The organism is Streptomyces sp. NPDC048258 (assembly GCF_043201995.1).
Classification (GTDB): domain Bacteria; phylum Actinomycetota; class Actinomycetes; order Streptomycetales; family Streptomycetaceae; genus Streptomyces.
In genome coordinates this window covers 1-19,065 of the sequence record NZ_JBICZH010000034.1, presented here as the reverse complement: position 1 = coordinate 19,065, position 19,065 = coordinate 1, and the positions used below count along the sequence as shown (strand labels likewise).

Below are 19,065 nucleotides of genomic sequence, written 5' to 3'. Positions count from 1 at the left end.
TCCCTGCGTACGCGAGTGAAACGCCGCGTCCGTCCGCCCGCCGCGGTGCTCCGCGTGATCCGACTGAACAACGGGTTCCAGCTGTTGTTCAACTTGCTGTGGTGGATGCCGGTCTTCTACCAGTACCAGAAGCAGGCGGGCCTGTCGGACAGCCAGATCTTCGGCATCCAGAGCATCTACTACGTGGCGTTCTGCCTGCTGGAGATACCCACCGGCTTCATCGCCGACCGCATCGGACAGCGCCGCTGCATGCAGCTCGGGGCGGCCGCGATGACCGCGGCGAACCTCCTCCCGGTCGCCTCGCCGTCCTTCGCGGGCTTCATGGCGCACTTCCTGGCCATCGCCGCTGCCCGCTCGCTGGTGTCCGGGGCCTCCAGCGCCTACCTGTACGAGTACCTGCGCGAGCACGACGCGGACGAGCACTACGTACAGGCCGAGGGCACCGCCCGGGCGCTCGGCCTCTGGGCGAAGATCGCCTGCTGGCCGCTGGTGGGCGTCCTGATGCACGTCCGGCACGAGGCCCCTTACGTGCTGACCGCGCTCTCTTCGCTCGGTTCGCTGGCCTGCGCCGCGGCCCTCCCGGCGATCGCGGCGCCCCGCGGGGGCGGTCACCCGCCCGCGGAGCGCGTCGGGCTCCTCGATTCGGCCCGCCAGGCCGCGAAGGTGCTCGGAACGTCTCGGTCCCTCGGGCCTTTGATGGTGCAGGGCGTGGCCGTGTTCACGCTCGCCCGCATCTGCCAGGTCAACCTCTTCCAACCGCTGCTCCTCGAAAAGGACCTCCCCGTCGCCGACCACGGTGCGGTGCTGTCGGCGATGACGGTCGCCGAGGCCGTTGGTTCGGCCAGAACCGGCTGGTTGCGCAGCAGACTGTCCGACACCACCGTGGTGACCGTCCTCAGCGTGGTCATGGCACTCACGCTCGCGGCCACCACGCTGTCGGGGGGCCTGGGCACGATCCTGTGGCTGTGCGTGTTCGCCGCCGCGGCGGGCCTTGCGTACCCGGTGCAACGCAACCTGATCAACGCGGCCATCCCGCCGACCCCCTACCGGGCGACCCTGCTTTCGGTGGAGTCCATCATCGACCGCGGCGTGTGCGCGCTGGTGGCGCTGGCCGTCGGTGCCTACCTGGCGGCGGACCGCCTCGACGCGCTCCTCGTGCACGCGGCGGCGGGCACCTGTCTGCTGCTGCTCGTCGTGGGCGTCGTCCTGGGGCGGCTGCGTCGGGACGGGGTACGTCTGGCCGCCGGTCAGCCCTGATAGGGCGCGACGGCCGCGCGCGGCGGCCAGACCCTGGTGTCGAGGATGCCGAGGGTGTGGGCGCGCGCCACCGGGGCCGGGCGCGAGTCCGCGTCGAGTGCGACGCGCAGCCTGCAGCGGCCTGATCGTCTGCCGCAGGATCAGATGTCGCCTTGGACGAGAGCGTGCAGGTGCTCGTCGTGCCATCCGTCCGCGTGCAGCAGCGCGCTGCGCATGGTGCCTTCGAGGGAGTATCCGGCCTTGTCGGCCACACGGCAGGAGGCTGGGTTGGCCACCGAGTGGCACAGGCGCAGGCGATGCAGGCCAAGGTCATCCAGGGCCCACTCGCTGAGGCGCTTCGTGGCCTCGACCACCACACCACCACCGCGCGCCGCGGGAAGGATCCAGTAGACGATTTCGGCGCTGCCGCCGGTGAGGTCGATGTCGCCCCATCCGATCAGGCCCACCGCCGCGTCACCCGGTCGCGCAATGGCCCAGATCGCGCTCATCTCGGTCCGCCAACGCTCGTGCATGCGTTCTATCCTCTGGCGCGCGTCTTCGGGTGTCTCCACCAGCAGCCGGTTCCACTGGCGAATTCCGGGATCCTGGCTGGCGGCTACCAAGACGTCGGCGTCCGAGAGACGCCAGGGACGCAGCTCCAGGCCGCTTGGAAGACCGAGCACCGGCTGCTCCATCTCGGCCATCTGGCCCGCTGGAACGACCGCCGGTATGCGTGAACTAGAGATCATCGCGGCATCCTGCCACAGCCTTCAGCCACGAAACCCACCAACCGGTGCCTCGACCATCAAGCCGGCGGACCTATGCCGTCCCGGCACTAGGCCGTGTGCGGGGGAACGCCAATGCTTTGGCGCATGATGCGGCGCATCTCGCTGAGCTCGTCCCAAAGCTCCACGATCTGACTGTGCGCCTCCTCCAGGGACTCGCCCTCCCGGCGCGGCGGGAACCCGCCGTCGAGACGCTTGAGGACCCCATATATCCGGCTGAGCCTGCGATGGACGTCGTCAGCGGTGGCAAGCACTTCATCCGGGACCCGCATCTGCGCCTCGGAAAACCGAGCACGGTGCTCACGCCGCGCGTCGTCCAGACGCGACCTCAGGTCATCCGTGACGCGACCGGCCCTGAGCGCGTACCAGAAGTTGTTCAGCTCAGAGTGATAGTCCAATGAGGCGGTATTCAGCATGACGTAACAGGCTCGAACGGCCTCTTCCGTCGCACGCTTCGTCTCGTACTGCCGCTCCTCGGCGCGCTGCCGCTCGGCACGGTCCGATTCCTTGGACTTGACCTTCTCAGCGAGTCGCTGCGTCATGAGCCCCGATGCGAGCGTGCCGACGATCCCCAGGAACGCGATCAACAACGGAACTACCGTGCTGCTCATCTGGTATCACCCTCTCTGGCCGCTCCGAGTATGGCGGTGTCACGCCGCCATGCCCTGCGGCTCGCGCAGCCCGCAGCGGTCGCAGAGACCACGGGCGGAGATCGGCGCTGCTGCCTCACCACCCGTCGGACAGGCCCTGGTGCGCCCTCGAACAGTAGGGTTACCCGGGGTGCCGCTCGGCGTCGCCCAGGCACGGTCGATCGTGTCCGACTTCCATCCGGACGTCGTTCTCGCAACCGGCGGGTACGTCGCGGTTCCAGCCGGATTGGCAGCGCGGCTGTGCAGGCGCCCTCTGGTCCTGCACGAGCAGACGGTCCGGCTCGGCCTGGCCAACCGGAAGCTCGCGAGCTCGGCCACGCGGATCGCGGTGTCCTCGGAGTCCTCGCTGCCCCTGCTGCCCGCCGAGGTACGAGAGCGTGCGGTCGTCACCGGGAACCCGGTGCGGCCGGAGGTGCTGACCGGTCACCCGGATAAGGCGGTCGAGGCTCTGGCTCTGCACGGCTTCGACCGGCGGCTGCCGACGGTCTACGTCACCGGCGGAGCGCAGGGCGCCCAGCAGATCAACGGCGTCGTCAGGGATGTGCTCCCGTGGCTTTTGGGCCACGCGAACGTGATCCACCAGTGCGGGCCGGCGAACGTGGACGAGCTTCGGGCGGCCGCCTCAGGCCTGGACCCGGTCCTCACCGGCAGGTACCACCTGGACGGGTTCGTCGGGGCGGAACTGCCCGACGTCCTGGCGCTGGCCGATGTCGTGGTGTCCCGGAGCGGAGGAGGCACGCTGGCCGAGCTGACCGCGCTGGGCAAGCCCGCCGTGTTCGTGCCGCTCGCCACCTCGGCCGGGAATGAGCAGGCGCACAACGCCCAGCACCTGGCCGACGCCGGGGCGGCGTTCGCCCTGCTCGGCGAAGTCACCCCCGAGACCTTGAAGAACGCGGTGGGCCCGCTCCTGACGAACCCGCCCGGCGGGCGTCGATGGCGGACCGGGCTCGTGCGTATGGGCGGCCGGACGCCGCGGAGAGGCTCGTGGACGTGCTCCTGGCCGCGGCGGTCGGCTGACCAGCCCTTTACTGACTTCGGCTCGTCAGGGTGACGGTGGGTCGTTGGTGGATCCCCTGAGCAGGTCGGGTAGGCCGGTCTGGCGGATGACGGCCGCGATGCCCAGTCGGTAAAGGCCCCCCGAGCGTGCCCGACGACTCGCAGAAGGCCATCGGGCCGCGCCGACCGAAGGTGCGGGAGGAGCCTGATGGGGGGCAGTGGCCAGCCCATCGCGCGGTCATTTCGGTTCGGTTGGCGTATCCGAGTTTGCTGAGGATGCTGCGGACGTGGCTTTCCACCGTTCGTTCGGAGATGATCAGGTCGTCGGCGATCTGACGGTTCGTGCGCGCCCGGACGACGGGTGCGGCGATCTGTCGTTTGCGCGGGGTGAGCGGGTCAGTGTCGTCTCGCCGGCGGCGATCTCGCCGATGAGGCGTGCTGCGGCGGCGGAGGGACCGGGCAGGTCGAGCCGGTCGGCGATCGCCCGGGCTTCCCTGGCGAGGGCGGCCGCATCCGCGAGCGCGCCTTTGTCACGCTCGAGGGTGGCGAGGTTCAAACAGGTCAGTGCCACGTATGGCCTCGCACCGAGGGCCCGGTTGCGGATCCACGCCTCACGAAGCAGTTCCTCGGCCTGTGCCGGTCGGCCGGCGGTGAGGGCGAGGCGGCCGAGTTCGCGGCTGACCGTGCCGGAGAAGTACGCCGTGGGTGTGCCGAGCGCACCCGGGTACGGCCTGAACAACGCGAGTTGGTCATACACCAGCCGTGCGGGGGCGACGTCATCGGCCAGCTCGATCAGGTCGATCAGGTCGACCAGGTTCAGCAACACCGCGGGCCACGTCGGGTTCGCTGTCGGTATCGGAAGCAGCGGGCGTAGCTGGTCATAGGCGTCCCGTGCCTCGTCCGGCCGCCCGACGACGAACAGCACCCGTGCCCGCATGGACTGGATCAGCGGGTTCTGGGGGGCGCGGTCGAGGTCACGCCACATCTCCTTGCACATTTCCGCGGCGTCGCCGCGTACCAGGGTCAGCTGCTGCTGCAGTACGTAGCTCAGGGCGATCGCGTACTGGTCTCCGCCAGCCCGGGCGAGTTCGGCGGCGTCCTCGTTGCAGCGGCGGGCGTCGGCGAACCGTCCTTCCTGCACGGCCCGGGCCGCGCTGACACGCAGATGGTGCCAGCGGGGCAGCGGCAGCGACGAGCGGTCCGCGATCGCCTCGATGCCGCGGATCGCGTCGTCCACCAAGTCGAGCTGGCCGAGCAGGCAACCGGCCTGGACGCGCCACTGGTGGCCCAGGACGGCGGCCAGCGGGTCACCGAGCCGCTCGGTGCGGGAGACGGCCAGCTCGCCCAGCCTCAGGCGTTCGGCGGTGTCGTCGGGATGGGCCAGGATCATCTGCACCGCCCGGGCGGCGTCGAGTTCGGCCCGGGCATCACCGGTGGCCTCGGCCAGTTCGAGGGCGGCGTGGGCGTGCTCGGCGGCTTCTTCGAGCGAACCCAGATCGGCCGAGACGGTGGCGAGCTGAGCGAGCACCCGGGCGCGTATCGCGTCCTGCAGGTCCTCGACGGCCAGGGCCGCCTTGCACATTCGGGTGATGGACTGTGAGGCATGGGGGTACGTGACGCCCTGCACTACCAGGGCAGCCTCGGCGAGCAGTGCGGGTCGGCCGTTCGCATTCGCCGCGTCGGAGGCTTCGTCGCAGTGGCGCAGGCCGACGTCGTAGCGCCCGATCAGGTACTCGGCGCGGGCTAGGTCGATGAGCGCCGACGCACGCTGCGGGTCCGCCGCATCGAGGACGGCGGCGGCGTCTGCCAAGTGCCGGGCGGCGTCCGCGTAGGAGTGCCGCTCGCGGGCCAGATCCGCGGCGGTCCGCGACCAGTGTGCGGCGGCGGCGCGGTGCGCGGGCTCCGTGCCGGAGTGCCGCCAGTGTGCCGCGATACGGGCCGCCTCGACAGGGTTTCCGGCCTGCTCCGGTGCCCGCGCAGCGGCTCGGTGCAGAGCGCGGGACGTGGCCGGGGTGGTTCGGCCGATTACCTCCTCGCGTACCAGGTCGTGGGTGAAGCGGTAGGTGCGTCCGGTGTCGGCGCTGTTCTCCGCGGTGAGGACCCCTGCCTGCCAGGCTGCTTCCAGCGGCCTTCGCGCTGGACGTGTGTGTTCCCTGGTCGGAGCACATGATCCAGACGAAGGCCGCTTCCGTGTACGGCGGTTACCGAACCGAGTGATCGAGTTCGACGCACCGTTCGACGTCAGACGTTAAAGAGCAAGCTAGGGCCTGTTGCGAAAGTGGATCGTCTGTCAGACCTGCCTGGGATGCTCCGGGCATGGAGATGACAGTGCAGCTGACGATCGACTGCTCCGATCCGCAGAGAATGGTGACTTTCTGGGCCGAGGCCCTGGGCTACGCGCCTGAGCCTCCGCCGGGCGGGCACGCCACGTGGCGTGCTTACTGGGCGGCGGTGGGGGTACCCGAGGCAGAGTTGCCGGCCGGTGCCGGGGATATTCCGGAGTCGATCATCGATCCCGCGGGACGTGGACCGAGGGTGTGGTTCCAGCAGGTTCCGGAGCCGAAGGTCGCCAAGAACCGGTGGCACTTCGACCTGAAGGTCGGTGGGGGCCGTGACGTCCCACTGGACGTCCGCACACAGCGGGTCAAGGCTACGGTGGAACGGCTGGTCAAAGCTGGTGCCACCGTGCTGCGGATCAAGGATGAGCCGGACATGGGGCTCTACGCCGCCGCCATGCAGGACCCCGAGGGCAACGAATTCGACGTCGTCTGAGGGCCGTTGCGACTGTGCTGGTCACAGCCACTCGTTCACGGCTGCGACCAGCACAGTCGCCTCGTAGCGGACGGAGAGCTTGTCGTACCTCGTGGCCACTGCCCTGTGACCGCGAGTCGTTTGAACTGTTGGAGCAGAGCGAAGGTCTGCTCCACGACGTGGGGCGGGCAGTTGAGAGGCAGGCCTGCCTCGTCGTGAAGGACGACACCGGGGTACGCGCGCAGATCCGAGTGGACGAGAACCGCACCGGCCTGGTCTACATCCCGACCGGGGCGCTGTCCTGCCTCCACCTGGGTCCCGGAGTCTCCATCACCACCCGCGCGCCAGGCCTGGCCGGAATGCGGCAAACATCGGGCTGAGGTCTTTCACCTCCATGTGCCCGTATCCGGCGGGCAGCCCCTGCCCGTCGAGCGGGGAGGCGGCCTGCACGAGGAGGGTGGTTGCGTCTTCCGACGCCGTCTTCATGGCCGCCGTCAGCGGCCGCCAAGACCACATCGAACAGCTTGCCGAAGCCCTCCAGCACCCAACTGGGCCCCCTACCTGGGCCGCCGGTCCTGCCTTCCCGATGAGCCGTTCCTGCTGCGGTCCAACGTCGTAGCGTTCGCCGCAGGCTTCGGCGCCGGGGTGGCGGGTCGGCCAGGTGGCAGAGGTCTGGTTGCCGGCATCGTCGTAGGCGTAGCGCTCGGACCAGTTGGCCGCATCTACAGAGGTGGCGCAGGCGACCCTGTCCAGGGTGAACGTGCGCAGCCCCGCGAGGGCGTCGTCGATGGCGGTCAGGTGGCCGTCGGGCCGGTAGATTTCGTCCGGCAGCGCCACGGACGGTGGCCCGGCGGTAGGTCGACGTGGGAGGGCGCCATGGAATTCTTGCGCGAGGGCGGCCACCGGCTGCTGCTGGGTTCTGTCGGGCTCCTCGCCATATCGGTCTCCGTCGCGCTCGCGGTGCGGACCTGCAGTCGGTGGCTGCTCGTCCGCAAGACGTTCAACGAAGGGCTACCCACCGAGGGCAGAGTGCTGGATGCCTACGTGCTACCGGGAGACCAGGGCCGGGCGGGCCTGCAGCACGCCATCGTGGGCTTCCGCGCGACCGACGGGCGCGAGTACCGGCTCGACATCGACACCGACCGGCGACGGCCCCTGGGCGCGCAGATGCGACTCCGCTATCTCCCGTCGAGCCCGGAACGAGCAGTCCTCGTCGAAGCGGGCCGGGGCACCGTGCGCACGGTGCTGACCCTCCTGTTCCTGGTGGGCCTCGGGGTGGTCGGCGTCTTCCTCACAGTGCTGAGCCTGCTCTGACGGCGAGCCAAATCTTGCTTCCGGCAAGCACGCCAAGCCGCACGAACCGACCCTCCAAGCGATCGACCACTGGCGGCTACTCAGTTGGTGACATGGCCGACGGCCCCGTTTCCCTGCGACTCGACGGATTCCCGGTCTCCCGGTGCGGCCAGGAAGGCAGCAGCCCCGGGATGCCCCAAATGTCCATCACGCAGTCGCTGGCTGTGGAGTCACTTCTCGCATTCAGATCTCGCTCTGGACACCCCCCAGCGGAGTCAGAACTGACCTACCACTGGAGTCGGTTGTCACTGACGTAGCCAGCTCTCACGCCACCGAGGCCGACGTCGTCAACAAGATCGTCTACCTGCGGCGGAACTACCACTTCGGCCCGATGAAGATCAAGATGTACTTCAGGCGGCACCACGACATCGACATCGCCGACCCAGCCGTCTACCGCATCCTGAAGAAACTCGGGATGAACCCGGCTGCCCGCCTCCCAGCGCTACAAACGGCACGACAAGCGCTACATCCGCTACGAGAAGCAGCTGCCCGGCAACCGGGTCCAGATCGACGTCAAGTTCATCGAAGCGATCGGTCTCCCGAAGCAGGCCGCCCCTCGCCCGCGACCGTCATGCGGATGCGGGCGAGGCGGAACAGGCGCTGCCGGCGCGGCCCGTGCGCGGCGGCCGGGGGCAAGACGCGCGGCCCACACAACCAGGGGCGGGCGCGGCGACGGCGGCGGCCACGACGAGGGTGGTGTCGCTGCTCATCGCTGCGTCCGGCGGGTAAGGCGGGCGGCGGCGAGGTCGAGCACATCGTCGATGGCGGTCCGGGGCGGGCTGTCGATACTGACGGCGTGGCTGCGCAGCATCGAGACCAGGTGCCGGCCGACCGACGGGGCTTCGGCGGGGATGCCTCGGTCGAGGGCGGCGGCGAGCATGTTGGCGAGCTCGCGGGTGTGGTGCGCGAGGGCGGCGGCGTGCCGCGCGGCCTCGACGGGGCGGTGGCGGCGGGTGAGCTGCTGGGTGAGGGTGGCGAACGCTTCCCCGGGCAGGGCGGCGAGGAGCTGCTCGGCGTCGAGCTCGTCGGAGAGGCGGCGCAGCATGGCAGCGGCGGTGGCGCGCGGGAGGTTCGAGCGGACGTCGGCGGGGCCCTGGTTCGGAACGGTGACGATCAGGCGGTGAGTGTCGAGGGAAGCGAGGGTGACGACGTCGGGTGTGCAGGTCACGGGGCGGGGACTCCTGTCCGGGGTCGAGGCACTGCTCACGCGCGTGGGAGGGGCCGCGACCGGTCGCGCGGAGCGGCCGCGGCGAGGGGCTAGAACCCTGTGAGCTGTTCTGTGGGGCCCCATGGGTCGCGCGCGGGCTGGCCGTATCCGGTGTTCTGGGGCTGCTGGCGTGCCTGCGGGGCGCTGTTGGTGCCGGCGGGCCTTGGTGGCGGGCGGCGGTGGCGTTCTTGAGGGTGGGGCCGACTTCCTCGACGCCGAGCTCGGCGACGGTGCGTTGTACGCCTTCGCGGTCCTCGTACGTGCGTTCCGCGGGCGAGGGTGGCGGCGACGTTCTCGGCGGCCTGGCGCCGTACCGAGCAGGTCAGGAACAGGCTTTCGCCGTCCTTCCATTCGTTGGTCTGCCGGTCGAACGTGCGCGGGGTGGATGCGATGCGGAACGCGGCGACTGCGGAGTCTCCCGGGGTGAACGTGAGTTCGGGGTCGTCGACCAGGTTGCCGACGACGGTCACAAGGTCTCGCCTGACACGAATGTCTTCCGAGTTGAACGGGGGCCAGCTAGTAGGACTCTTGGGTGGGGCATGCGGCATCGCCGGACAGCCGGAAGGAAACGCCGGTGAGTTCCTCGGACAGCTCCCACAGCCGGCGGGCGGTGGCGGTGTCACGGATGGCGCGCTCCCGGTTGCGCAGGACCGGCTCGCCGCGTAGCTGCAACGGACCGCCGGGCACGACATACGCTCCGCCCGGTATGTCCGGGACGGTCGCGGCGTACAGGGAGGTCTTGGCGCCTTCGGGGGTGGGGCGGAAGGCGACGCGGAGCAGCAGCCGGGTCAACGCTCCATAGAGTCGACCACGGTTGCCGTTGGCGCCGCCGGTGAGAACGTTGGTGCGTGTGAGGCCGGGGGCGACGGCCGTGCTGCGCAGCCTCAGGCCGGCGGCGTCGGCGCGGCGTTGCAGTTCGGTGGCGAAGTAGAGGTTGGCGCGCTTGGACTGCAGGTAGGTGAACATCGCGTGATAGCGGCGTTCGGCGCTGAGGTTGTCCAGGTCGAAGCGGGCGAATCGCTGGCCTTCGCTGCTGACGGTGACCACCCGCGGATCGGGCGAGGCGAGCAGATGGGGCATCATCAGCCCGGTCAGGGCGAAGGTGCCCAGGTGGTTGATCCCGAACTGCGACTCGAAGCCATCGGCGGTCCGGGCGAACGGCACAATCGCCACGCCGGCGTTGTTGACCAGCAGATCGAGCCGGCCATGGTCCCAGCCGTCGGCGAAGGCGCGTACGGAGGCAAGATCGGCCAGGTCGAGGAGGCGCACCTCGGCATGGACGCCGGGTGCCTGGGCGAGCAGCCGGTCCAGGGCGGCCTGCCCCCGTTGGGGACTGCGGCAGGCCAGCACGACATGGGCGCCCCGGCGAGCGAGGGCCTGGGCTGTGACCTGGCCGATGCCGCTGTTGGCTCCGGTCACCACCACCAGGCGGCCGGACTGGTCGGGTATTGAGTCGGGGGTCCACGTACGGGAAGCGTTGGGCATGGCCTTCCTTTTCCTAGATTGAGGGCGTGCGGCACCCGGCTGGGCAGGATCCCACTCAATGCAACTTGAAGTTGCGATAGGCTGGATCCTGACATGCGAATAGCCACTAACGCAACTAGGGGTTGCAATGGAGTTGAGTCCCTCCGAACCCGCCCGTCCGGTCGGACGCGGCCGCAAGGCACAGGCGGCGGTGCGCGCCGCTACCCTCGCCGAGTTGCTGGATCGGGGCTATGCCGAGCTGACCATCGAGGGCGTGGCCCAGCGGGCCGGGGTGCACAAGACGACGCTCTACCGGCGCTGGAAGGACCGCGCGAGTCTGGTCGTTGACGCGCTGGCCGAGCACTTCGCCACCGACATCCCCATTCCGGACACCGGCGCCGTCGAGACCGACCTGCAAGCCCTCGCGCGGGCGCTCGTGCAGAGCATGACCGGCCCGGTGGGCAGAGCGGTGCAGACCGCGATGTTCTCCGACGCCGGCCGGCTGCCGGAGGTCGCCGAGGCGAAGCGGCGGATCTTCGCCGACCGGTTCCGGCGGGCCGAACCCGTGGTCGCCCGCGCCATCGAGCGGGGCGAACTCCCGGCCGACACCGATCCGGTCGAGCTGATCAAAACGCTGGCCGCCCCGATCTACTTCCGGTTGCTGATCAGTGCCGATCCGGTCGAGGAGGGCACCGCCGAGCAGGCCGTGCGGATCACGCTCGCCGCCGCCCGCGCCGGCGCCCTGGCACAGGGCTCCGCCGTAGCCGTCGAGGCGACCGAAGCGGACGCCGATCAGGCATGAAAGGCTGAGTACTTTCCCCTACAGTGCCGCCAGAGGGGTGGGGTGGCACGGTCGGTACGGTGCTTGGTGCCCTGCTGGCACGGCTTTCCGGCGGCGGCGCGGCACGGCGGGTGAAGGCACCGGACGTCGAGCGGGTCGGGCCGTCCGGCTTCGGCGAGGCGCCCGAGGTACCGGCCAGTCGCCTCGCACGATGACCCCGCGCTGGCTCGGGTTCGGGGCAGCGCTCACACGACGCCCCCCTTGCCGCACTCCTCTTGCCTCCGCCCCCTTGCTCCACCCCCCTCCCGACCAACCCGACTCTCAGCCCCCACAGCAACCCTCATCAACACCCGACCAGCTCAACCCCAAGCCCGACCAAGCCAGCCCCAGAACAGAACCTCCGACCAACACCCCACAGCCTCTCCCCCACCCCCAGACCCAAAGTCTGGCAAGTCACCTGCCTCAGAAGGGCGGTTACCTGGGGAAATACTGAATAGACGGCACTACACCTTCCCCCCACGTCCCCCTCTCGGTCTCGCCCACGCATCCTCCATGGTGTCTACACACACGCTTCCCCCACGCTGCGAGCAGCGTCCGGCAGGAGACGCACCCGAACCGGCCCTGGCCGATGCCAGCAGGCCGACGGAGTACGTGATGCACGACCAGAAGCGGCCGGCCTGCTCCGGGGCGTCGGCGACGTAGTCGCGTCGGCCCGGATCGGATGGCGATGTCCCGGCCGGCGGCGTTGCGGCCGCGGCAGCCGTGGACGGGCTGTTGGGCTCCTGAATTTGGCTCTGACCACGCTTCCGTGATGGTTACGCCAGAAAGACGGCCTGCATCCAGGCTGGGCAGCTGCCGCAGCTTGCGGGCTTCGTATCGGTTTCCACCCTCAGACTCACACGCTGGGCATCTGGTGGGCGGGCTAGGACTGGGAGCGGCCTGCGTTGGCGGCTCCGATGCGGAGCTGGAGCCAGCTGGAGAGGCGGGTGTCCGGGTCGTCCGGGTCGAGGCCGAACAGTTCGCGGCTGCGGCGTAGCCGGTATCGCTGATGTTGCCGACGGCGTCCAGCCAGGCGGCCACGGACGACGCGTAGTGGGTGTGGTGGGTGCGGTCGTGTTCGAGCATCGCCTCGATGCCCGGGTGGCGCAGTCGCGGCCGGCGGGCGAGTTCGTCCGCCAGGTGTGCGAGCAGGACCCGGGCGTGGACATCGGTGAGGGCCGCGACCGGCGGTGCTTCGGGATCACTGGTGGTTACGCGCAGTACGTCGTCGACCTCCGCACGCAGCTCGTCGAGTCCGCCCAGGCCCGCTGGAGAGCCGTCAACGGCTCACATCTGGCCCCTCTCGTCCGGGCTGGCGTCCGCTTCGAACGTGGCCTCCTGGTTGAACGCTCTGAAATGATCGCAGCGTGACAACGAACTCCCAGGAACGATCTGACATGCCTCCACGCGAAGTCCGCATTCCTACTCCCGACGGCGGTCGACTTTGGGCTGAGCGCAACGGCACCGGAAGCCCGGTCGTGCTGCTGCACGGCGCTGGCATGGACTCCCGCCTGTGGGACGCCATCGTTCCCGAGCTGGCTCGCCACCACGACGTGATCCGCTACGACGCCCGCGGGCTGGGACGCTCCACACCTCCTGGCAAGCCGTTCAGCGACGTCGAGGATCTGCGTGCCGTCCTTGACCACTTCGGCCTTCGTCAAGCCGCGCTGGTCGGGTTGAGCATGGGCGGGGAGACCGCGCTGGACTTCGCCCTCGCCCACCCGGAGCGCGTCGCCGCACTGGCCCTGGTCGGTGCCTCGGTCAGCGGTCACCTCTGGCCGCAAAGTCCCGAGTTGTCGGCCTATGCCACGGCCCGGCGCGAGCGTGAGACGGCCACCCTGGCCGAGCTGGAACTGACGATCTGGGCAGCCATGGGCCGTACGGCTCCCGGAGGAGAGCTCATCGAGACGATGGTCGCCTCGAACGCCGAGCGGCGAGTTGTGAGCGAACAGCACTGCGTTGTCTCCGCGAGCCGTGATGCCGAACCACACCTCGGAGACATCGCCGCGCCGACGCTGGTCATCCACGGCGACCACGACCACCCAGAGATTGCGGTGATCGCCGAACGACTTGTCACCGACATCCCCGGCGCCTGCGGCGAGACGATCCCGGACGCCGACCACTACCTGCCGCTCCGTACACCCGAACGTCTCACCAAGCTACTGCTGTCACACCTGCCCTGACACGCGGACCATCAACGATCCACAACTATTGACAATTACTCCACTCCGCACGCCCAAGACTCCGAAGCAAGAGCTCCGGGCTTCGTCGACACCATCAGACATGTTGATCAACCTCTCCCGGTGCTCTCAGACCAGGTCCTGATCTCGGCGAGCGACCCGACGACCATCACCGGCACCGGCTGCGGCAACGGCAACCGTGGGGGCGGTGGGTCGATCCTCCCCGTCGATCTCAACGGAGCCCCGGCGCGGCCGCTCGCTGAACTTCAAGAATCTCCCTCAGGTGATGACGCCGTCAGCAGGTAACTTGCGCTCAACACGGGACTACTTCATGCGGTGCGGCACGTCCGCGTGACAGCAGCGGTCTCCAGCCGGGAGCATAGGCGGCTGTGATCAGGCGCTCCATGTCCGTGCCGCAGAGCCGGAGTCCGCGAGAGACCGGGGTCGGAAGGCGGGAGTTCCTCACCGCCGCAGGGGCCTGGGCCGCGATGTTCGCCACCGGGGTGCCCGCCCACGCCGACGCCGCTGCCCGCGACGCGGCGAGCGCCGACGAGTACGTCGACGTACAACTGCTGAGCATCACCGACCTGCACGGTTACCTACAGAGCGCGCCCGGCTCCAACGCCGTGATCAGAGGCAACGGCGGGCTGAGCTACACCGTCGGGGGCATCGCGTACATGGCGGCACATCTGGCGCGGCTACGGGCCGGGCGCGCCAATTCTTTGTTCTTCACCCAGGGCGACGCTTTCGCCGGCTGGGAGTTCGACGCGGCCGCCTTCGCGGACGAGCCGACGATCGAGGCGCTGAACCGGATGGGCCTCGACTTCGCGACCGCGGGGAACCACGAGTTCGACAAGTCCCCCGCCATGCTCCAGCGCCACATGGAACAGGGCGTACCCTTCCCCGTCGCGGGCCGCGACACCGCCTTCACCGACTCCAGCGGCAGCCCCTTCCACGGGGCCGACTTCCGCTACTACAGCGCCAATCTGGTGCGGACCACCGACCGGCGGCCCGTGCTGCCGCCCTACCACATCGAGTGGGTGGCGGCACCCGGCGGCCGACGTCTGCCCGTCGGCTTCATCCACCTCACCGCCCTGGGCGCCGAACTCTTCCCCGGCTCCTACCAGCCGGGCCTGGCCACCCTCGACGAGCTGGAGACGGCCGACGCGTGCGCCGCCGAGTTGCGGGCCCAGGGAGTGAACGCCATCGTGCTGTCCATGCACGACGGGGCTGTCGCGGGCGCCGACTTCAACAGCGGCACGGATCCCTCCGGGCCCGCGCTCGACCTGGCGCTGCGCGTGTCGCCCGCCATCGACGCCATCCTCACAGGGCACTGGCACACCCGGTTCAACATGATGGTGCCCGACCCAGAGGGCCGCCCCCGCCCCTTCGTCGAGGCGGGCTGCTACGGGCAGGTCATCAACGAGATCAGCCTGCGCCTCGACCCGGTCACCGGCGCGGTGGTGCGGGAGCTGACCGTGTCCACGAACCACCCCAACACCCGGGACGTGGCGCCCGACCCGGCGCTGAAGGAGGTCGCCGACTACTGGGCCGGGCAGGCGGCCGCGCGGGACCGCACGCGGGTCGGGCGGCAGACCGCGTCCTTCACCCGGACGCGGAACGCCGCCGGGGAGAGCACCATGGGCGACCTGGCGGCCGACTGGGCTTTGTGGGCGGGCAGCCGGGCCACCGATCCCGAGAACGACGCCAACGTACATACCAACGTGCCCGCCCAGCTGGCCGTGGTGGCGACGGCGCCCCGGGTCGGGCAGGCGGTCGTCGCGGGGGACCTGCCGCTGGACACGGCGGCGGCCGGGGCGGTGACCTTCGGCCGGGCCTGGCGGGCCGTCGGATTCGGCGATCCGATCGTCAGCGCCTGGGTGACCGGGCAGCAGCTGCACGATGTTCTCGAACAGCAGTGGACGCGGGATCCGGACGGCTCGCTGCGGTTCGCGCCGCTGGCGGTCTCGCACAACGTCCGTTACAGCTTCGACGCACTGGGGCCGGTGGGGTACCGGGTGTCCGTGGCAGACGTCACCGTGGACGGCGTGCCGCTCGACCCGGCCCGCAGCTACCGGCTCGCCACCCTCTCGTACACCTTCCTCGGCCATGACGGCTATCCCGCGCTGGCGGACTTCCGGGAACCGTACCGCCACCAGCGGGACTTCGAGAGCTTCGTCGCCTTCGTACGGGAGCGGCAGACGCTCACCCCGCTGCCCGTGAACCGGGTGAGCGTACGGAATGACGGCCTGGTGCCCGGGCGGACGGGCACGATCGTGGAACCGGCGACACCGCTCCACCCCGACGGCACTCCGCTGCCGCGCCCCGAGGCGGCGATCGTCACCTCCGGACGCCCGATCTCGCGGCGCGACGGCCTCCGGCCGCCCTGCTGAAGGCCGGCCGGGCGGCGGACAGCCCACGAGCCAGCGACGCTGCGGTCGCGGTCGCCGGTGTGAGGGTGTTGCGTCCGGGACGGCTTGACCTGCGGGCTGGGTCGCAGCAGGTCCGTCGGGCGGGTCACTGCCCGGCGTGGAGCACCTCTCCGTGGTCCTTTGTCCAGGTGCGCAAGCGTCGCCGGATGCCGTCGGTCTCGGCCCACAAGGTGATGGTCACGTCGTCCGAGCCGTGCGTCCCGATGAAGCCGCGGAACCGCTTCACCGCAGACGCCTCGGCTTCCCAGGTCCCCTCAGCCTTCGGTCCCCCGGGGCCAAGCCCATCGACACGTGAAAGCGGACCGCTCCCCGCAGGGGTGTGATCAGCACGGGTCGTCTGCCGGCCGTGGGTGGTCTCGAAGATCTCTACAGCCGTGGCTCCGGACTGCACGAGTGACCGCTGCCGCTGCTCGGCCGAGGGCCGGAGGTAGTGCACGGTCGAAGTCTTCTCCTGGCCGTCGAGGAGCATCTCACCTTGACGCTCACCATGGCCATCGCCGGACGTCCGTCACGCTGCTGAGCGGCCGCCGCGAGAGCGCGGAGCCTGCTGGCTGATGCCAGCCTCTCAGCCACCACGGACAACCCGCGCCGGATCCGGACCGGGGTCAGTCCAGGGCCACGCGCAGGATGTACGGCTGACCGCCGGAGGCCACAGCACCACTCCAGGACCTCCCGCACCGTCGCCGCCCCCACAGGCCAGCCTTTCCCGGCGGGGACCGGGGCGCGTCAGTGCAGGCGCTCAGGCTGGTGGAAGGACCGATGCCGCCGCCCGGGCTGACGCGGTCGTGGCGAGTACGGCTCGCGCTGACACGACGCACGCGAGGGCAGGCCCGAAGCCGCGGGCGTGCCCGGCGAGGCAGGCGATGACTGGTGCGGAAGCCCGGCCGACCCGGCCGACTCCGCCGGGAGCGGGGCCGACGACCTACTACGGCGGGTAGTGACCACTGCGGCAACTCCGCTCATCATCCCGCCCAGGGCAGATACGGCCGCTACGGACACACTCGCCCACTCAGCCCCCGCATCAGACGCCTGAGAATCCGCGGACGTAGAAGCCGTAAACGGATCCGGCCCCGGCTCCGCTGCCGGCTGCAAAAACACGTCTGGGCTTTCCGGATCCGCCGTACTGTGCCGCTCAGGCGCCACCGTCGCCGACGGCGGCTGACTCTCAGCTGCCGAACGCATGGGGGGTGCCGAGCCGGGCCCCGCGGTGAACGTGCAAACAGCGAGGATCAGCGCCGCCAGCCCCAGGCCGACTACCGCGCCCGCCCACAGCCACCGCACACGCCTCGTCACGGTGCCCCACGGCCGGCCTACGCCTTGGCCACCCCCCACCAGGATGCACCGGTAGGCGAAGCGTCGGGTCCTGGTGGTCATGCGAGTGGCTCCTGATCCGGGGTGCGGCGGACGCTGTGATGGCGCAACGCCAACGTTGTGTGACTCCATTGCGCCCCGGGCGGCCGTGCGGGTCACGCCACGGAATCTCGCGGCTTGACAGGCCGAAGGTGTTGCCGGGCGCACTCTTGCGGCGTGGGCGGAAGCCGCGGCGCTGGGCAATTACGCGGTCAGGGCGCGCAGCGATGACTGCGCACTTCCTGCAAGGGTTGCGACAGCTTCATGCAGCCAGGCGAAGGCGCCGCCCCGTTCCTTTCTGACACGCGTAGCCAGAAGCAGGGGCCGGACCCGCCCCGAACAGCGGCACGTCGCCGACCGTGACGTCCAGGCGCAGCCGTTTGCAGCGCGGCGGATGGCGGAGGACGCCGCCGCGGTCGACGGAGATGTCGGCGCTGATCTCCGCGATCAGCTCGGGGCGGACCAGAGTCACGTCCGCGATGTCGCGGCTGCCGCATGCCGCGGCGAACCGCCGCCCGCTCCAGTGGTGCTCCGAGCCGGCTGCGGCGAGGTGCACCAGCCCCGCGCCTGTCGCGAGTGTGCCGCCTCCGAAGTACTCAAATCGGGCTCTGACCGCCGGGAGCAGCGGTGTACCGGCCAGGCGTTCCTGCAGGCAGCGAACGTGTCGGCGCACAGCTCACCTGTCAAGCCACGAGATCCCGGACCACACCCGCAGCTGGGGCGCAATGGAAGCACGGACGACCGCATCCGAACAGGACAGATCGCCCGCCTCATCCGCACCCCCTTCGAAATGGATCCCCTCTCCTCATGGCCATCACCAGGACCCGCCATCTCATCCCCCTCGTGTCGCTACCAGCCTCGCAACCGCAGGCATCTCCGTCCGGCCCGGTGGGTGTGAACAGGGGCGCCCGGTAGCCGTCGAATTTCTGATCGAAAGCCGACTCGCCCAGCACGCCGGGTCCCGGCACCGACTCCACGGCCTGCGCCAGCATCGGCTCCACCGGCGGTATGACCGACTCGCCGGAGTGGAGCCGGCGCAGGGCCCCGAGAGAGGGCGTACGGGACCAGCACGACCGGACGGCCAGGACGCCGGCAGTGGTCGCCCTCAGTCAGCGGTTGTTGGGGCTCAGCAGCGTGGCGGCCGCGGCGATGAAGGCGACGGATGCTTCCTTGGCCGCATGCCGCTGGGCGTCCAGCGCGGTCCGGTCGATGGCCTTGCGCAGCGCGTACGTGGCATCTGCGGCCTGCTGGGCAGGGCCGGCCAGCTCGGGGACCAGGACCTGAAGGCGGATGTGGGGCGCAGTGATTGCCGCCCGGGTGTCGTGGGACCTCGTCTGGGCCTCCAGCTGGTGCTCGGTGCCTGCCTCGGTCAGGGCCAGACGCTCCCGGTGGAACATCGCCGAGCGGTGTGCGTCCAGGGCGGCCGCAAAGTCGGTGACGGCGCCGAGCTGGTCCTGACGGTAGCTGTCGGCGCGCTCCTCGGCGCGTGCGGTGCGTGCCGAACGGTGCTGGAGGAGTCCGGCGGTCAGGGCACCGGCGAGGGTACCGAGTACGGCAACGATCGAAGGCCATATGGACATCAGGTGTTGGGACCTCGCGGGTAGTCGGTTTCGGTGGTGAGGTCGGCGGACAGCGAGGCACGCGGCGGCGCCTTCGGTGGCGGGGTTACGCCTGCGGCGCTCCGGACCTACCCTGGCGGTCAGTTTGCGGCTGCGTTCAGAGATTAGGAGTCCGGGGCCATGATCACTAGTGCCGCGTCAGGCAACGTTCGCCCTGTTCACCACCTCTTGGAGGCGTTCGTCGGCGGCGTGCTTGTTCCGCCAGATGATGTAGCGGCGGAT

At 70.0% G+C, this 19,065-nt stretch carries 18 protein-coding genes and 3 pseudogenes; 8 read left to right on the top strand and 13 right to left on the bottom strand.

Features of this window, described 5'->3' with window-relative positions:
- Nucleotides 1–54: 54 nt before the first annotated feature.
- On the top strand, nt 55–1,257 hold the full coding sequence (locus ACGFYQ_RS38975) for an MFS transporter (RefSeq protein WP_393751626.1): 1,203 nt from the start codon (nt 55–57) through the stop codon (nt 1,255–1,257).
- Nucleotides 1,258–1,397: 140 nt separating this feature from the next.
- On the opposite strand, the gene ACGFYQ_RS38970 is transcribed toward ACGFYQ_RS38975, so the two are convergent.
- Together ACGFYQ_RS38970 and ACGFYQ_RS38965 are read right to left on the bottom strand one after the other, a co-directional pair.
- Nucleotides 1,398–1,985 carry a GNAT family N-acetyltransferase gene (locus tag ACGFYQ_RS38970; RefSeq protein WP_393751624.1) on the bottom strand — a complete coding sequence of 196 codons (588 nt, stop codon included), beginning with the start codon at nt 1,983–1,985 and terminating at the stop codon, nt 1,398–1,400.
- 86 nt (nt 1,986–2,071) lie between these two features.
- Complete coding sequence (locus ACGFYQ_RS38965) at nt 2,072–2,632, bottom strand: hypothetical protein (RefSeq protein WP_393751622.1); 561 nt, start codon at nt 2,630–2,632, stop codon at nt 2,072–2,074.
- A 169-nt stretch (nt 2,633–2,801) separates the two neighbouring features.
- Between ACGFYQ_RS38965 and ACGFYQ_RS38960 the strand changes: the two are divergent.
- Nucleotides 2,802–3,688: pseudogene (locus ACGFYQ_RS38960) on the top strand (glycosyltransferase); the annotation flags it as partial.
- An 8-nt stretch (nt 3,689–3,696) separates the two neighbouring features.
- Here ACGFYQ_RS38960 and ACGFYQ_RS38955 read toward each other — a convergent pair.
- Nucleotides 3,697–4,038: a response regulator transcription factor gene (locus ACGFYQ_RS38955; RefSeq protein WP_393751667.1), complete on the bottom strand. Its 342-nt coding sequence runs from the start codon at nt 4,036–4,038 to the stop codon at nt 3,697–3,699.
- Entirely contained in the window at nt 3,984–5,477 is a 1,494-nt protein-coding gene (locus tag ACGFYQ_RS38950) for a hypothetical protein (protein ID WP_393751620.1), read from the bottom strand. Before ACGFYQ_RS38950 ends, ACGFYQ_RS38955 begins: the two co-directional genes overlap by 55 nt.
- 506 nt (nt 5,478–5,983) lie before the next feature.
- Between ACGFYQ_RS38950 and ACGFYQ_RS38945 the strand changes: the two genes are divergently transcribed.
- On the top strand, nt 5,984–6,439 hold the full coding sequence (locus tag ACGFYQ_RS38945; protein WP_393751618.1) for a VOC family protein: 456 nt from the start codon (nt 5,984–5,986) through the stop codon (nt 6,437–6,439).
- A gap of 309 nt (nt 6,440–6,748) precedes the next feature.
- Here ACGFYQ_RS38945 and ACGFYQ_RS38940 read toward each other — a convergent pair whose 3' ends face one another.
- Entirely contained in the window at nt 6,749–7,255 is a 507-nt protein-coding gene (locus tag ACGFYQ_RS38940) for a hypothetical protein (RefSeq protein WP_393751616.1), read from the bottom strand.
- 39 nt (nt 7,256–7,294) lie between these two features.
- Here ACGFYQ_RS38940 and ACGFYQ_RS38935 point away from each other — a divergent pair, with 39 nt between their 5' ends.
- The gene (locus ACGFYQ_RS38935; RefSeq protein ID WP_393751614.1) at nt 7,295–7,732 is read left to right on the top strand and encodes a DUF3592 domain-containing protein; all 438 of its coding nucleotides are present in this window, start codon (nt 7,295–7,297) and stop codon (nt 7,730–7,732) included.
- A 745-nt stretch (nt 7,733–8,477) separates the two neighbouring features.
- Here ACGFYQ_RS38935 and ACGFYQ_RS38930 read toward each other — a convergent pair.
- The 3 genes and pseudogenes from ACGFYQ_RS38930 to ACGFYQ_RS38920 all read right to left on the bottom strand — a co-directional run bounded on the left by ACGFYQ_RS38930 (nt 8,478) and on the right by ACGFYQ_RS38920 (nt 10,463).
- Nucleotides 8,478–8,939: a hypothetical protein gene (locus tag ACGFYQ_RS38930; RefSeq protein ID WP_393751612.1), complete on the bottom strand. Its 462-nt coding sequence runs from the start codon at nt 8,937–8,939 to the stop codon at nt 8,478–8,480.
- Between the two features lie 214 nt (nt 8,940–9,153).
- Nucleotides 9,154–9,469, bottom strand: a pseudogene (locus ACGFYQ_RS38925) (single-stranded DNA-binding protein); the annotation flags it as partial.
- Nucleotides 9,470–9,494: 25 nt separating this feature from the next.
- Complete coding sequence (locus ACGFYQ_RS38920; protein WP_393751610.1) at nt 9,495–10,463, bottom strand: oxidoreductase; 969 nt, start codon at nt 10,461–10,463, stop codon at nt 9,495–9,497.
- Nucleotides 10,464–10,590: 127 nt separating this feature from the next.
- On the opposite strand from ACGFYQ_RS38920, the gene ACGFYQ_RS38915 reads away from it, so the two are divergent.
- Nucleotides 10,591–11,244 carry a TetR/AcrR family transcriptional regulator gene (locus ACGFYQ_RS38915; protein WP_393751608.1) on the top strand — a complete coding sequence of 218 codons (654 nt, stop codon included), beginning with the start codon at nt 10,591–10,593 and terminating at the stop codon, nt 11,242–11,244.
- Nucleotides 11,245–12,145: 901 nt separating this feature from the next.
- Here ACGFYQ_RS38915 and ACGFYQ_RS38910 read toward each other — a convergent pair.
- Nucleotides 12,146–12,295: a helix-turn-helix domain-containing protein gene (locus ACGFYQ_RS38910; protein WP_393751665.1), complete on the bottom strand. Its 150-nt coding sequence runs from the start codon at nt 12,293–12,295 to the stop codon at nt 12,146–12,148.
- 41 nt (nt 12,296–12,336) lie between these two features.
- Here ACGFYQ_RS38910 and ACGFYQ_RS38905 point away from each other — a divergent pair, with 41 nt between their 5' ends.
- The 3 genes from ACGFYQ_RS38905 to ACGFYQ_RS38895 all read left to right on the top strand — a co-directional run bounded on the left by ACGFYQ_RS38905 (nt 12,337) and on the right by ACGFYQ_RS38895 (nt 15,835).
- Entirely contained in the window at nt 12,337–12,633 is a 297-nt protein-coding gene (locus tag ACGFYQ_RS38905) for a hypothetical protein (protein ID WP_393751606.1), read from the top strand.
- A 26-nt stretch (nt 12,634–12,659) separates the two neighbouring features.
- A complete protein-coding gene (locus ACGFYQ_RS38900) occupies nt 12,660–13,445 on the top strand; it encodes an alpha/beta fold hydrolase (protein WP_393751604.1) in 786 nt (261 codons plus the stop codon).
- A gap of 401 nt (nt 13,446–13,846) precedes the next feature.
- The gene (locus ACGFYQ_RS38895) at nt 13,847–15,835 is read left to right on the top strand and encodes a bifunctional metallophosphatase/5'-nucleotidase (protein ID WP_393751601.1); all 1,989 of its coding nucleotides are present in this window, start codon (nt 13,847–13,849) and stop codon (nt 15,833–15,835) included.
- Between the two features lie 124 nt (nt 15,836–15,959).
- On the opposite strand, the gene ACGFYQ_RS38890 is transcribed toward ACGFYQ_RS38895, so the two are convergent.
- The 4 genes and pseudogenes from ACGFYQ_RS38890 to ACGFYQ_RS38875 form a co-directional block, all read right to left on the bottom strand.
- Nucleotides 15,960–16,343, bottom strand: a complete 384-nt coding sequence (locus ACGFYQ_RS38890) for a hypothetical protein (protein ID WP_393751599.1) — start codon at nt 16,341–16,343, stop codon at nt 15,960–15,962.
- Nucleotides 16,344–17,486: 1,143 nt separating this feature from the next.
- Nucleotides 17,487–17,780 (bottom strand): hypothetical protein, encoded by a 294-nt coding sequence (locus ACGFYQ_RS38885; protein WP_393751597.1) that lies wholly within the window; start codon nt 17,778–17,780, stop codon nt 17,487–17,489.
- A 553-nt stretch (nt 17,781–18,333) separates the two neighbouring features.
- Complete coding sequence (locus tag ACGFYQ_RS38880) at nt 18,334–18,804, bottom strand: hypothetical protein (protein WP_393751595.1); 471 nt, start codon at nt 18,802–18,804, stop codon at nt 18,334–18,336.
- A gap of 177 nt (nt 18,805–18,981) precedes the next feature.
- Nucleotides 18,982–19,065 (bottom strand): annotated as a pseudogene (locus tag ACGFYQ_RS38875) (transposase); the annotation flags it as partial.

Coding starts and splice junctions, on each gene's coding strand:
- ACGFYQ_RS38935 (WP_393751614.1), top strand. CDS start 7,295: ATGGAATTCTTGCGCGAGGGCGGCCACCGGCTGCTGCTGGGTTCTGTC.
- ACGFYQ_RS38900 (WP_393751604.1), top strand. CDS start 12,660: ATGCCTCCACGCGAAGTCCGCATTCCTACTCCCGACGGCGGTCGACTT.
- ACGFYQ_RS38895 (WP_393751601.1), top strand. CDS start 13,847: ATGTCCGTGCCGCAGAGCCGGAGTCCGCGAGAGACCGGGGTCGGAAGG.
- ACGFYQ_RS38970 (WP_393751624.1), bottom strand. CDS start 1,985: ATGATCTCTAGTTCACGCATACCGGCGGTCGTTCCAGCGGGCCAGATG.
- ACGFYQ_RS38945 (WP_393751618.1), top strand. CDS start 5,984: ATGGAGATGACAGTGCAGCTGACGATCGACTGCTCCGATCCGCAGAGA.
- ACGFYQ_RS38965 (WP_393751622.1), bottom strand. CDS start 2,632: ATGAGCAGCACGGTAGTTCCGTTGTTGATCGCGTTCCTGGGGATCGTC.
- ACGFYQ_RS38915 (WP_393751608.1), top strand. CDS start 10,591: ATGGAGTTGAGTCCCTCCGAACCCGCCCGTCCGGTCGGACGCGGCCGC.
- ACGFYQ_RS38920 (WP_393751610.1), bottom strand. CDS start 10,463: ATGCCCAACGCTTCCCGTACGTGGACCCCCGACTCAATACCCGACCAG.
- ACGFYQ_RS38890 (WP_393751599.1), bottom strand. CDS start 16,343: ATGCTCCTCGACGGCCAGGAGAAGACTTCGACCGTGCACTACCTCCGG.
- ACGFYQ_RS38880 (WP_393751595.1), bottom strand. CDS start 18,804: ATGTCCATATGGCCTTCGATCGTTGCCGTACTCGGTACCCTCGCCGGT.